Raw genomic sequence first — 14,239 nt, forward strand, 5'->3', positions numbered from 1 at the left:
AACGACGATCTTATATCGGGGCATCTTTTCCATGCTGAACCTCGTCAATAATGCCCTCCAGGTAAGCGTCCAGTTCATCCGGCGTCACACCAGCACGGCCCGCCAAACGATCCTCTTGCACAGCGAGCAGTTCTTCGCGCAGCTTTAACATCTTCTCGCGACGGGAAAACGTCTCAATGTCCATCACGACGAGATCGCCTTCACCGTTCTTGGTCAGATAAACCGGTTCCCCGGACGATTTGCATAGATCGGCGATTTCATTATAGTTTTGCCGGATACTGGCGGAAGGCTTGATAATCATCTTGGTCACTCCTTGCATAGCTGTATATTGATTTTATTATACCTATTACATGCTATACAATCAATGCGGTTGCGCTTATCCTCAATCTATTCACATCTTATCCACATGCTGCGAAAATTTTCCGTAACCCAAAAGAAAAGACACCAACCGTTCAGCGTCTACCGCTATCGGGATGGTTCACCGCGTCTTCGTCGGAATTCCATCAATTCGTTGTTTACATCCTTTCCGAACTTAGGCGGCTCATCGGATATGAGAAGGGTGGGGGAGAGGAGCCTCTGTATCGTGGCTGCCGCCAATCGCCCCGGCTCATCATTATCCAGGTGCAGAACAAGTCGATTTACTTGGGGAAAGCACTTCAAGTAATGCGTTAGGGCAGACGGAGGAGTAGAGTCCTCCCCATTTGTCCTGGGCCTGTATATTCCGGCCAGCGACAGCTTATGCGCCTGCCGCCAATCCCGGCCGGCGAGATGTTCCAGTGTACAGTAGGATAAGAGATCAATAGCGCTCTCAAACAGATGCAGTTCCGTACTGTTTGTCGAGGCCGGAATGGAAAACGAATACCGCTTGTCGCTGCCAACGGCTTCCCCCATATAACGGGTGCTTGTCGTACCGCGTATCGCCGCATAGCGCGGCGTCCCTTCCTGGTCAAATCCGACGAATACCGCGTTGTGATAGCGTCGGCTTTCATACAAGCGCCCCGTTTCGAGACAGTAGTCGATCAACGTGCGATGGATACCACGTTTGCTGAGATAGGCCATGACGCGATGCGATGTATGATTCGGTTCGGGAAGCTCAAACCGCGCTGGAGATGAGCGTTGTTGCAAAGATTGCGAAAATGCAGGTGCGCTGCCCGGATGAACGCCTTCAATTTGCAGCACCGCATCGGGAAAAGACATGCCCCGCACTTTGATCAAATAGTCCAGCGCCGAGCGTCCGCCGATCCCCCTTGACCACCAGTACCATTTGCCGTTGGAAATTTTCAAGCTGTCGTGTGTCCGGGTGGTGTAGACATTGCGGGAGCATCGGACCAGTTCTGCCGGCTCGTGCATATGCAAATATGTGAGCAGGTCCAGTCTTTTGGCACGTTCGATCTGTTCCTTGTTTACATAGCTCATTGCCGCAGCTCCTTTTGGAAATCCAGGCAGCGTCCGATGGGTATATGGTTCATCGTGCCTTACCCCTCTTTTTGGGGTACGTATAAGCTCTGCCTTCCTTCAACTTCGTAACGCCTTTCTTTTTCATGAATGAGTCTAAATCGCCTTCATGAACTTGACTGGTCACCCCGTTTGAGTCGCGGATGTAATAATACGTGTCGCCAAATCCGTTCTTCTCTTTGGATATCAACTCCAACGATGGCACGGTTTCTCCCTCCTCGATCAAGCCGGTTCCGTAACCAAAAGGCGGCAAAATCGGACAAAAGCATCCGCCGCTTGGGATGGCATACAACATGTTCATTCCTCCGGAAATAAGAAAAGGACCCCGAAGCTGGAGTCCAATTCATCATGTGATTTTACCTTTAACGGACGGGCATATCTTCGATCTGTGAAATGCTCGCACCGATACCATGTTCTTTTCCGTAATGGTCAGCAAGAAGTTCCCTTTCAGGGGTAGGAACGACGGTGTCAGACCGTTATCGCTCACGGCCCACCACCCGCCGTTCCGGCGCTTCCGGTTCATCATCAGGCACGCTGTCCACGGCTTCGTGTTCCCGTTTGTCCATGTTGAGCAGCGCATTCAATTCCGCAAGCCGCGCCGCTTTCGTTTGCAGTTCCTGCTCCTTCTCAAATGGAGCCGCGATTTGTTCCTTCGCCGTTTCCATTTGCTGCCGCAAGGTGGCAAGCTGCTCACGGGCATGCTCCAGCTTTACAGGCAAGTCGGACAAGGCATTGTTGATGCGGCTTATGTTGCCGCCCGCATCCGCTCCGAGCGTCACCGTATGAGCGAGCGCGCCGCGCAGCGTAACCTTGTATTCCTTATGGAAGCTGTCAAAGGACAGCCACAAGGAAAAGCCAAGATAGCTTCCCGCTGCTTGCGGATCGGGCGACGTCATGCCCTTGCAAGCGTCCAGCAAAGCCGCGCCCGCTGCCGCCCTCTCCGAGTAGGTGTAATCTTTGACCGTCATGCCGGGGAATTTATCTGCCCCATCCGCCTCGGATGCCAAAGATCGTGTATACAAAGCAACGTCCTGTTCATAGCCGGCGATCCGTTCCTCCGTAGACTTGATTTGCTGCGGCAACATTTTGAGCAGGCGGTCCTCCAGCGCATAGCGCTGGCTTAAATGGTTGGCTTTGAGCAGCTTCAGTTTGGATACCTGGATGTCCAGGTCCATTTTCTCCTTGATGTACGGGTTGCCGGTCGCCAGCGCCTTCACTTCGGCATAGGAGAGCGCCGTCTCATCGATATCCTCGGCGGAACGGACCGGAGACTTGCTGGTCATGATCTGCGAAATGAAGCGCTGCTTGTTTTCCAGCGTTTGATAAAGGTACGCGTCGAACGTGTTCTCCGTCACATAGCGAAAAATATGCACCTCGCTGTTCTGGTTGCCTTGCCGGATAATGCGCCCGCTGCGCTGCTCCAAATCGCGCGGACGCCAGGGGCAGTCAAGGTCGTGAAGGGCAATCAGCTTCGTTTGCACGTTCGTGCCTGCGCCCATCTTGAACGTCGATCCGAGCAGTATCCGAACTTGGCCACTGCGTACTTTGGCGAACAGTTCCTTTTTCTTGACCTCGGTATTGGCGTCGTGAATATAGGCGATTTCCTCGGCAGGAACACCTTTCTCCATCAGCTTGCGCCGCAACTCGTCGTACACATTGAAGGCACCATCCTGTTTCGGAATGGACAAATCGCAGAACACCAACTGGGTCAAACGCTGCTCCTGATGTTCCGCCCAATACCGGTAAACGTTATCCGCGCAGGCGCTGACCTTGCTGCCTTCGTCGTCAGGAAGCAGGGGATTCGCCAGCCGCTGATCGAGCGCCAGTTTGCGTCCGTCATTGGTGATCGTCAGCATATTGTCCTCATGCGGCTCTACTTCCTTCGCCCGCACCCGCTCGGCGCGGCGGGCAAGATCCGCGACCATATCGCGCTGAAAGTCGCTCGGCGGCACGGCCACATTATGGAAGTGGGCTTTCGGCACGGGAAGCTGGAGCATGTCAGCCGTCTGGATATCGGCCACTTCCTTGAACATATTCATCAGTTCCGGCAAATTGTAAAAACGGGCAAACCGGGTTTTCGCCCGATAGCCCGTTCCTTCCGGCGCAAGCTCGATCGCGGTGACGGTTTCGCCAAATGTCGAAGCCCAAGCGTCAAAATGCTGCAATCCCTGCCGCTTGAGCCGCTCGTATTGCAAATAGCGCTGCATCGTGTACATCTCGGTGATGGAGTTGGAGATCGGCGTGCCCGTCGCAAAGATGATGCCCCGGCCTCCGGTCAGTTCGTCCAGATAGCGGCATTTGGCAAACATGTCCGACGACTTTTGCGCTTCGGTTTGCGACAGTCCGGCCACATTGCGCATTTTCGTATAAAGAAACAGGTTTTTGTACGAGTCGGCTTCGTCCACGAATAGACGGTCTACGCCCAATTCCTCAAAGGTCACGACATCATCCTTCCGGCTCGTGTCGTTCAGCTTCTCCAGCTTGGTCTGCAGCGTCTTTTTCGTTTTTTCAAGCTGTTTGATCGCATAGCGTTCGCCTCTGGCTTCCTTGAGTTCCCGGATGCCGCTTGTAATTTCCGAAATCTGCTCGTACAGTTGCTGTCGCTGCCGCTCTGTTGAAATCGGAATTTTCTCAAACTGCGAATGGCCGATGATGATCGCATCATAATCGCCGGTAGCGATCCGCGCACAAAACGTTTTGCGGTTTTCGTTTCAAAGTCCTTTTTGGTCGCCACCAGAATATTCGCCGACGGATACAGTTGCAAAAACTCCGCCGCCCACTGTTCGGTCAGATGGTTCGGAACGACCAGCATGCTCTTGTTGCACAGTCCCAAATGCTTGCTCTCCATCGCTGCGGCGGTCATCGCGAACGTTTTTCCTGCGCCGACACAATGCGCGAAAAGGGAGTTGCCGCCGTACAGCGCCCGGGCAACCGCATTGACCTGGTGCCGGCGGAGCCGGATTTCCGGGTTCATCCCGGTGAATCGGATATGACTTCCGTCGTATTCGCGAGGACGGATGGCATTGAACCGGTCATTGTACAGCCTGGTCAGCCGTTCGCGCCGCTGCGGGTCTTTCCATATCCAGTCGCGGAACGCTTCTTTCATCATCTCCTGCTTTTGCTGGGCGATGGCCGTTTCCTGTTTGTTCAGCACACGCTTTTCCACGCCGTCCTCATACGCGGTGTCAAATACGCGCACGTCCCGCAAATTCAGCGTATCTTCAAGAATTTTATACGCATTAACGCGGTTGGTGCCGTACGTGACGTTCGCCTTGATATTGTTGCTGCGGTCATCGCTTTTGCCTTTGACGTTCCAGGCAGCCGTATATTCGGAATACATGACATTGATGTAGGTCTGGTACATCGACGGCGTGTCCACCAGCTCAAACAGAAATTGCCGAATGTCTTCCGACGGCAGCCAAGTTGCGCCCAAACGGACATCAATTTCGGAGGCGTCCAGGTCTTTCGGCTGCACCGCTTCAAGCGCTTTGACGTTTTCGCCGTAACGTTCGGCATCGTATGCGGCAAACTGTCTGGCCACACGCAGCTTCTCCCGCACATTGCCGGACAGGTACGCATCCGCGGTTTCATAGATCGGCTTTCCTTCCTCGTTCAGATTTTCGGGATTGGGGAAGATGACGCCGCGTAGCTCCTTAATCAGCTGATCTTCCGTCATGCCGGTTAGCTGCGCCATATACGGCAAATCGACACGGGCCTTTGCGCCGATGGAAACCGCAAGCGCCTCCGAAGCAGTATCTACTTGTTCAACGTGGATTCTCTGACGGATGGTGCGTTTGGTGAACATATCCGCCTTGCGCAGCAGCCGTCCTTCCTCGTCGATGATTTCCAGCGAGCAAAGAAGAAAGTAGGAACTGTCGTCCGAAAAAGCAAGGCTGTTGGCGCGGCTGTTGATCAGGCCGTAGTGCGCCGTAAACCGGTCATACTGCGCATTCAGCTTTCGCTGTTGCTGCTCTATCATCTCATCGCTATAGTCTTCGGTTTGGTACTCGATCAGCTCGCGCACGGTGTCTCGCAGCTGAATCATTCCCTTGATGCGGCCTGCCGCCGTAGCCGAAGTGTCCACACGCCGCATTCGGCTGTTCTCCCGATAGTAGATTTGTCCGTCCACCAACGCAAAGCTGAAATTGCGCACAGTCGGATCAGCAGGGAGGGAGGGCTCTTCTTCCTCCGGCTGGTCTTCCCGTTCCAGCTCCGCCCATTCGGCATGGATGCCCGACAACGCTTCGCGCAGCAGTTCATCCAGATTGGCGTCCGGGAATGGCTTGCAGGACGTTTCCTGGCGGTTGCCGTACATCCGGTCGTCAAAAACCATGGTGCCCAGCACCATATCGGGATGTTCCGCGAAATAACGATTCACCGGAACACCGTCCGCTGTCTCGGAAAGGGATAGCCATGCTTCGGTTTGCTCGCTGACGGCGACCATGCGATCCCGTTTCTGCAAAAAGATAATGTCGGCGGTTACTTCGGTTCCGGCATTGGCCAGAAACGCATTGCTCGGCAGACGCACCGCTCCGAGCAGTTCGGCGCGTTCCGCAATATATTTGCGAACCGAAGGGTTTTGCTTGTCCATTGTTCCTTTGGATGTAATAAAAGCGATGATGCCGCCCGGACGCACTTTGTCCAGTGTCTTGGCGAAAAAGTAATCATGGATGAGAAACTTGTGCTTGTCGTAACGTTTATCCGCCACGCCATAACCGCCGAACGGCACGTTCCCGATGGCGAGATCAAAGAAGCTGTCCGGCAAATTCGTCTGTTCATAACCGCTGACCGCGATCGACGCCTGCGGGTATAGCTGCCTGGCAATCCGGCCGGTAATGCTGTCCAGTTCCACGCCAAACAGCCGCGAGCCTTGGAACGACTCCGGCACCAGACCGAAGAAATTGCCGATGCCACAGGACGGCTCCAAAATATTGCCGCTGCGAAAGCCCATCGATTCTAGACAGTCGTACATCGCCTTGATGACGGTCACAGACGTATAATGGGCATTCAGCGTTGACGCGCGAGCGGAAGCATATTCATCCGGCTCCAGCACATTTTTCAGTTCCGCATATTCGGTTGCCCACTGCGTGTTCGCTTCGTCAAACGCCTGCGGAATACCGCCCCATCCGACATAGCGGGCCAGCACCGCCTGCTCGTCCGCTGTCGCTTGCCGCTGCTCCTGCTCCAGCTTGTTCAGCAGCCGAATCGCTTCCATGTTCCATTTGAACTTCGTTTTTGCGCCGCCATGCCCCAACTCATCATCCGTAATCCGGTAATTGACAGCCGGGACAGACGGGCGGGCTGGCGCGGCGCGGCCGGCCGCACGATCAGGGGAAAGGGAAGTGTCTGGCTGCGATATGGGCTCTGGCCCCTCCGTCACCGGCTCTTCCGGTAAAACCGCATCTTCCGCTGTTTCCCATGCCGCTTCGTCAGTCCGTTCCGACTCCTGTTCTCCGGTAATCAGATGATCGTTCAGCGGGTTTTCGCGCAGCATTCGCTCAAAATCCCGGCGATTCAATGCTTTGATGAAGAGCGGGAACTGACGGTCTTGCAGCACCACTGTTCGTTCCTCCAGCTGCACAACTTCATATTCGTCCGCACCGATCCAGACCGTGCTGCCTGCGTCATAACCATAGCGCGCCCGTTCCCGATTCACCGGCGTGTGTTCCGGTTCCGCTTGCGCTTCCGGGTGGGAAAACCCCTCCGAGGGCAATACATCCGGCTGCGGCACATCGGACCTGGCCAAATCCGCCATTTGCTCCCGCCGCTTTTCCTCCTGCTGCTCCGCAAAGGCAGGAAACCGCTCGGCTTCCTGCCGGTTCAAGTAACGTCCCGCTGCCAGCAGTTCGCCGATACGTTTCTGCACCTTCATCCACGGCAGCACCACCTGCGTATCCGGGTTTAGGATCGAGCCGCGGGTCAGCGTGATGCCTTTGCTGTCATAATTCATGTGAATATCCGTGCCGATCAGCGCGGGAAGGCGCCCGCCGGTTCCGTATTCCCGTTTCAGAAAATCGGCGTTCTCCTGTGCGGACAGCGACTGCTGGAAATGCAGCGCAATGCGATACTTGCCGTTCTCAAAACCGCTGCCGTTTTGCAAAATGGCGTCAATGACCGCTTGCGGCATGAAAAAGCGGAGGCTTTTGCGTCCTCCGCTTGTTCCATCCACAGCGTCTGTTGCTCGATGGATGGTTCTGACTTTCGCGACAAGTCAAATTCGTTTAACAGCATCATGCTGGCGATATGCCCGGCGATGACACCCCAATCGTAAAAGCTTTGCGCCGTTCGTTCCTCCGCCGTCCCCGTCCACAGATGCAAAACGTTGCGATACGGTTCAAATCCTGCTCGTACGCCTTCATCCAGCGTCAGTTCGGTGATGCCTGCCGGAAACAAACCGCGCACATACAACTTACGCTCGCGCTCATCCTCATGAGCAAGGAAAACGCTGCAATGTCCGACTTGCTCTCCCGCAGCGGCGCGGCTCGGAGCATGTCATTGATGATGGCATGGTCATGAAAAACGGAAGACTTCGGTCCTCCGTTTCCCGATCAAACCATTTTAATGATAAATCAGTTCCGCGAGAATCTGTTCCTCCGCCTGCTGCTTCAGGTTGTTCATGTGTCCCGTCCAGGCCAGCGGATCGCTCGTCTTGTCCGGCGCCGGTGAGACGCGAGCAGCTCCTGCATCGTCCGGTCGATCTGCTCCCGCGCTGTCCGGTCGACTTCCGCCAGATGTTGGTTCAACTGCCCCGACAACATCAGATGGGCGTACATGCCCTTCCGCTCGGTTTTCAGGAACGTCTTGCGCATCATCCCGTACTTCCCGATGGTCGTCTCCGCTTCGCTCAGCGTCAGGTTGGGCAGCAGATAATCCCCTTGCGGCGTGTACGTCAGTTCCATGTTCATCCTTCCTTTCTTGCAGGGTAGCTTCATTGTGCGGCAAGGAATCGGGTCTTGCAAGGGTATGAAGCGACTGACCCTCATTTGCACGTTGTGCCTCCCGGCGCAGCGCCCGGACGGTCGATTCAATTTCCCGCAGCATCATCTCGGACACATCGCTGATCGCTGCGCCCAAATGGGATAATGCTGGAAGCGTATTGAAATAACCAATGGAAGACAAATCCTCGGTGCTAATGTAAAGTTCGGGATTCAACTCGCAGCGGGTTAAGGCCATATAAGCGACGGCTTTTTCAGACGCTTGTTTGAACAACAATTCCACATGCGGAACGTCCAGGTCCTCAAGCAAACTGTTCTCCCGCTCTTTCATCAACTCCGCCACATAATCGGCGCTGTTGTCATCCACCGCATTCCGCGCAGCAGCGAGCAACGCGGCAGGCAGATCCGCACGCCGTTCGCTCTCGTCCGGCGCTCCGAACGCATTTTCCAGCGTTTCGATCACATGAGCCGTGTCGCTGTCCTGCAACCGCCAAAGCGACACCTGCGGCTGGCGTCTGCTTTGGGTATCCGATACGTCAAACACATGGCGCAGGCCCAGGTGGTTGCCTCGGTCTTCAATCAGGGCAATCCCTTTTGCGCCGCGTTTCACCCAGCGATCCAGCCGCTTGTTCCAGACGTCAATCGGCGCGCAGGCCGTTGCGTCCGGACGTTGGGCGTAGATCAACAGTTGATCCTGAAACGGATATTTATAGTTCCAGGCCGCCGTCCGCAAAAATCCGCCCACCGCTCAGGCTGATTCGTTACCGTGCGAGCCGTGCCGGCAGCCAGTTCGACGATGCGCTGCAACTTGGCTGTCACGAGAGCGCCTCCCTTACCGAAATGTGATTTGATTGGTGAGGCGAATGCCTTCCTCCGAATAACGGGCCGTAATCCGAATGAGTCCAATAAGTTGCAGGCGATGCAGATTTCGGCGGACAGTGGAAGGAGAGAGACCCACCTCCAAAGCCAGCTTTTTGCCGGACAACAAGACGCAGCCGTGCCGCCCGCCCGCGCGGTCCATCAGGTAGCTGTACAATAGCTTTGCGGCAGGAGGGACCTTCGCTCCGGCCAGCAGTTTATACCTGGTGAGATCGTTCATAGGCTTCCTCCTCAGCAGACGCTAACGCTCCGGCGACCGTTCCGACAAACGATCCGGCCGGATGTAGCAGTACAGATAGAAATTGTAGTCTCCCGCATGCGGGAAACAACGCAGGTAGTACCGATGGCGCTCTGTTTGAAAACAAAAGCCGTATACGCCGGAATGCCACGCCCCCGATAATCGGGCCTCCGGATGCAACAGGCAAAGTTGATGCATTCGGCTGCGGCTTTGAAGCCATCCCTGCTCCGTCAATGCCCGCACAACCGCATCCAGTTCCGCCCGGAAAGCCGGCGTTTTTAGCGCTGGCAAATGCTCGAACCAGTTTGCCCAGAACGTCTCGCCGCTGCTGCCAAAATAACCGCGCAGATGCCCGATGCAACCCCGTTCCGTATCCTTCTTTATCGAAGCGGAATAAAAATAGGCCGCGTCCTCCGACACGGCCGTTTGCAGTCTTTCCAGCATATTCTTTTCCTCCCGGCTGGTAGGTGTTCGCTCTAGGTTGCGACACACATAGAAGGGGAAAGTTCGATATCTGCCACAAGCCGACGGGAGGAAAGCCACACGCGGCTGTTTTTTCCGCCCGCCAAATCCGGTAAATAGCAGTACACCAGCTTGGCCGCAAGCGGAAGCGAGGCTCCGTCCAGCAGCCGATAACGAGTGAGATCGTTCATTGCGTCCTCCTATCGTTGCGTTTCCGTTTTTTCTTCTGTGCGGCAGGCGTGGAAGGCGCTTGCTGTTGCTGCTCCACCAAGCGCTCCGGCCGGGCATAGCAGTACAAGTAAAAGTTGTAATCCCCGGCAAAGGGAAAGCAGCGCAAATAGTAGCGGTGATCCTGCGTTTGCATGCAAAACCCGTATACATCCGTGCTCCAAGCACCGCCGATGCGCGCCTCCGGATGCTCGCTGCAAAATCGTAACATATGCTGGCGGCTTTTCAGCACCTTCTGATCGCCGATAGCTTGAAAGACCTTACCCAATTCTTCTTTAAAAGCAGTCGTTTCAAAGGGAGAGCGCCGGGGAAACCAGGTTACCCAGAACTCCTCGCCCGACCGCCCAAAATCGCCGCGCAGGTGGCCGATGCAGCCACGTTCGATCTCCTCTGCGGCAGAAGCGGAATAAAAATAAGCCGTATCCTCTGGCGCGGCACTTTGCAGCTTTTCCAACATGTTTATCCCTCCCGTCTGGTGAATTTAATGGGTGCCTCCCGTCCCAAAGTCGTCGTAGCTGGACAAATTGGCATGATAAAAGACGACGTCGCCGTCCAGCAGGGAGAACGTTGCCCCGTATGGATCGACGAAGCTGCGCTGAAACCCTTCCATCCGCCACTGATTGTCCAGCGGCGCGTTTTTGTATTGCAGATGCGGATGGTTCAAGTCTTGATCGCGGATCGTTTCGATGTTGAAATTGACGATGATATACCCATCCTTTAGAAATACGGGCGCATGGTCGTCCAGCCGGTGCGTGCGGCCGTACTCGGCCAGATTGAAGCCTTTCGGCACCACGTACGGCGCGGCGGGCAAACTGTAGTCCCCCCGCCATCGCTGAACCGAAGCGTTGGCGCGGGCCGCACCGATGCCGGAGGGCACCTGCGTGCTTCCGACAAACGTCCGAAGCTGAGGCGGCAGCAGCATGATATCGTAGCCGCCCACATAGGTCGGCTTCTGCGCATCCTTTACATATTGATCGATAAACGTCTGCCTGTCTCCGGGCGAACCGTTTAGCGACCAAAGCGTTGCGGCGGTGTCGGTCAACTCCTGCTTCGGCACATTGCGCAGGCGAGCGTCGAGCGTCACATAACGTTTCTCCGCATCGTCGCTGGAGCCGATACGAATAAACCGCCGACTGCCTGAATGATAGTACAGATCGACTTCTTGCCTGTTCTTCCCCTTGCTGTCCACAAAATAAAACGTCGGTGTAATGAGGATGCCGTCGCCCGAGCCGAACATGTTGCCTTTCGTCATGACTTCGAATTTGAAATGGTAACCCGTTTTGACCGCTACGTTTTTCTTGCCGCTCTCGGGATGACTGCCTTGCCGTACCGGCAGCACGTAAGGTGGGGTATTGCCGCGCGGTGCGCCGTCAATGCCTTTCGTTCCGACCCAATAGGCGTTTCCTGTCGGCGTCGCGCTGCCCTTTTGGGTGCGGAACACCGATTCCCATGCAAAATCGGCAATGTCGGTGATGCGGAAATCATAGAGACGTCCGATCACTTCCACTGGAACCGCTTGCGCAGCCACATGGTTGGACAAGTCCAGGTTGGCATTCATTTGGGACGTGAAGGTAGCCGGGCTGTTCTCGGCAAACGTTCGGAATAACACGTCGTAATGGCCCTCGTCCACCCAAACGGGCAAGTAGAAGGTCGTCTGCAACTGGCCGACCGGGATGGACACCCACGTGTCCTTGGGGACGAACGTCGTACGATCCGCTTTGTACACATCGAACGGAAAGCGTACCTGCTTGTCCCTCATATACTTGGCATAATCCCGATTGCCGTAGCCCTTGATGTCCTTGTGCGGGCCGCTTGTCGGAATCGTTACGGTAAAGGGCCGGTCCAGAATGAGCGCAGCACGTCCGGCGGTTGGCTGCGTTTTCTGATTATGCGCCTGGTCGTCGGATACGGACGCCCAATTGACGACAGGCGTATGCACCGTCACCGGATTGATGCCGCCGATCGGATAGCTCTTGTTTTCCCCGCCGCCAATGCCCTTGACCAGCGTATAAAAGATAGTGCCGGTGCTCGGTTGATTCGCTTTGTTCGTTTTGGAAGCGTCAATGACATAGCCTGAGCTATACAGCACATCTTGCCCGACCATCGGCGGGGCCGGTATCGCCCCCGGCGTCGGCGCTTTTTCCTCGACGGTCCGGTTGTCCATGATTGTATTTCCGTTAAAAACGAACGAGTCGTTTTTCACCTTGATCTTGCCGATGGCGCTTTCTGCAGTTGACCTCCAGTCCTCATTCGGAACAGGAGGACGGCTGGAACCGCCGGAAATTGTTTGCCCGGGAAGCGTCACATTCGTATAGACCGGATCGGTAATATGCGCGCTGAGCGACGCATCATGCGCAGCGGAAACGGTTGGCGGCGCATAGCCATTCGGCTCCAGCGTAACCGTTCCCGAAGGAAGCGCATAATTGGAGACCGTCGCCTTTTGAATGCCGTACACTTCGAGATTTTGAATCGTCCAGAAGCTGTACTTGCGTTCAATCGAATAGTTTTTGGTGACCGTCTGTGTATCTGAACGCGGAACGGTAATGGTCGTCGGATTCCCATCTGCATCGGGCGGGCCGGGATGCGTCTCCGTCCAGGTGAGGGTGTACGTTTTGCTCACCTGAATCGGGTATTGCTTCGTGCCGGTCGTTTCCGTGAACGTGTTGCGATACAAGTACGATTTGGCTAAGGCGTTCACATACAGGCTCTCTGAAGTCGGAATGCCTTGCAGCACATCAAATTTTTCTGCGCCGCGCGAATCCGCCTGAATGACGGCTGAAACGCTTGGCTCCATCACTTCGGCCTGCTGGGAAGCGCCAGGCTGCGGTTCCCCGCCACCGTCTCCTTTCCGTACTGTATGATCCGAAGTGGAGTCTCCGGTATTCCCGTCCGTATCTTTCACGATGACCGTTATTTTGACGGTCACGCTGGAGCCGGAAGCGAACGGAATTTTGATCGGTAGCGACTTGCTGGCCGTCAGTCCGCTGAGCGCTCCGGATTTGTCACTAGGCACGGCCAATGTTGCGTTCTCGATGCTGGTGATCTCATAGGATTTCAACGACTTCTGCGACTTGGCTTCAAAAACAAAATCCCCGTCCACCGTCGTGACTGAGGAAGCGACATTGTCCGGCGCTTCGATTCGGGATGTCACCGTAACCGGAGAGGGGATTTTATAAATGCCTACGAAATTGGAACCGCCCGATCCGACCAGGATAGATCGTTCCCGGAGCTTCGCGTCTCCTTTTTCCTGAATGAATAGCTTTTCGTCGGGTTTGTTATTGTTCGTAATGTAAGAGCGGATGATTTCATACGTCTGACCGCCGGAAGTGATTTGTCCTTCAAACGTATGATTCGCCTCATCCCCGGTAGCGAAAACGCCTTTGTCCACTTCTTTGAGTTTGGTGCCGTCTTCTTTTTGATAGATGGCCTTCACCGGATTGTTCTCCGCATATTCGGCAACCGCGTCCGTTCCGCCCAGATGCACCGTAAAGCTTCGCATTCGCACCTTCGGATTCGTTTCGGGATTTTCTTGCAGCCAGTCTTTCCGCGTCGGGTCCTGCTTGGGCGATAAATAGGAGCGAACGATCGTATACGTTTTTCCATTGTCCTCAATTGTTTCGGGAAATTCATGATTGATCGTTTCTCCGACTTTGTACTTGCCCTTTTGAAACGTAACTTCCGGATTTTGAATGACTTTGCCGCCTACGGTTTTCGCAATCACATCGACCGGAAATTCCGCGCTTCGATAGGGCACATGAATGCCGAAATAATCGTCCAAGTCGTCCGGATGCGCCCAAGGTTCGGCCCTCTTGATCTCGTCCAGCGTATAAAAGGGCCCTTTGCGCACGTTGCCGTTTCCGTCGATAGACACCATGATGGCATACAAATATAAGTCGTCGTTGTCTTTGATGTCGCCCATGCCCGCTTTCCACATGCCTTCCGTGACGAGCGCCTCGCTGACTTCGTAATAGGTCGTGACAGGCTGGCCGGGGATGGGCGGATTCGGTTCCTGTCCTACTTGCCGTACTTGCTGATCCAAAAA

10 protein-coding genes and 1 pseudogene are annotated in these 14,239 nt (G+C 55.1%); all 11 read right to left on the minus strand.

The window, feature by feature from the left end:
* Positions 1 to 10: 10 nt before the first annotated feature.
* Positions 11 to 301 carry a type II toxin-antitoxin system Phd/YefM family antitoxin gene (locus PACILC2_RS15670; RefSeq protein WP_041052551.1) on the minus strand — a complete coding sequence of 97 codons (291 nt, stop codon included), beginning with the start codon at positions 299 to 301 and terminating at the stop codon, positions 11 to 13.
* 164 nt (positions 302 to 465) lie between these two features.
* Complete coding sequence (locus PACILC2_RS15675; RefSeq protein ID WP_213529389.1) at positions 466 to 1,416, minus strand: DUF3991 and TOPRIM domain-containing protein; 951 nt, start codon at positions 1,414 to 1,416, stop codon at positions 466 to 468.
* Between the two features lie 49 nt (positions 1,417 to 1,465).
* A complete protein-coding gene (locus PACILC2_RS15680; RefSeq protein WP_213529390.1) occupies positions 1,466 to 1,750 on the minus strand; it encodes a hypothetical protein in 285 nt (94 codons plus the stop codon).
* Between the two features lie 181 nt (positions 1,751 to 1,931).
* Positions 1,932 to 3,494 (minus strand): helicase-related protein, encoded by a 1,563-nt coding sequence (locus tag PACILC2_RS15685; RefSeq protein ID WP_213529396.1) that lies wholly within the window; start codon positions 3,492 to 3,494, stop codon positions 1,932 to 1,934.
* Positions 3,495 to 3,518: 24 nt separating this feature from the next.
* Positions 3,519 to 7,582: pseudogene (locus tag PACILC2_RS15690) on the minus strand (helicase-like domain-containing protein); the annotation flags it as partial.
* 431 nt (positions 7,583 to 8,013) lie between these two features.
* Positions 8,014 to 9,123 (minus strand): hypothetical protein, encoded by a 1,110-nt coding sequence (locus PACILC2_RS29760; protein ID WP_443678853.1) that lies wholly within the window; start codon positions 9,121 to 9,123, stop codon positions 8,014 to 8,016.
* Positions 9,124 to 9,222: 99 nt separating this feature from the next.
* Positions 9,223 to 9,489 carry a helix-turn-helix domain-containing protein gene (locus PACILC2_RS15705; protein WP_110843986.1) on the minus strand — a complete coding sequence of 89 codons (267 nt, stop codon included), beginning with the start codon at positions 9,487 to 9,489 and terminating at the stop codon, positions 9,223 to 9,225.
* A gap of 21 nt (positions 9,490 to 9,510) precedes the next feature.
* Entirely contained in the window at positions 9,511 to 9,951 is a 441-nt protein-coding gene (locus PACILC2_RS15710) for a hypothetical protein (RefSeq protein ID WP_213529393.1), read from the minus strand.
* 32 nt (positions 9,952 to 9,983) lie between these two features.
* Positions 9,984 to 10,160 carry a hypothetical protein gene (locus tag PACILC2_RS15715; protein ID WP_213529394.1) on the minus strand — a complete coding sequence of 59 codons (177 nt, stop codon included), beginning with the start codon at positions 10,158 to 10,160 and terminating at the stop codon, positions 9,984 to 9,986.
* Positions 10,157 to 10,654 carry a hypothetical protein gene (locus tag PACILC2_RS15720; RefSeq protein WP_213529395.1) on the minus strand — a complete coding sequence of 166 codons (498 nt, stop codon included), beginning with the start codon at positions 10,652 to 10,654 and terminating at the stop codon, positions 10,157 to 10,159. Before PACILC2_RS15720 ends, PACILC2_RS15715 begins: the two co-directional genes overlap by 4 nt.
* A gap of 24 nt (positions 10,655 to 10,678) precedes the next feature.
* Positions 10,679 to 14,239 (minus strand): DUF5704 domain-containing protein (locus PACILC2_RS15725; RefSeq protein ID WP_307860609.1); only part of this gene is annotated, 3,561 nt, incomplete at its 5' end.

The sequence above is a fragment of the Paenibacillus cisolokensis genome (assembly GCF_018403665.1).
GTDB classification, from domain to species: domain Bacteria; phylum Bacillota; class Bacilli; order Paenibacillales; family Paenibacillaceae; genus Paenibacillus_AH; species Paenibacillus_AH cisolokensis.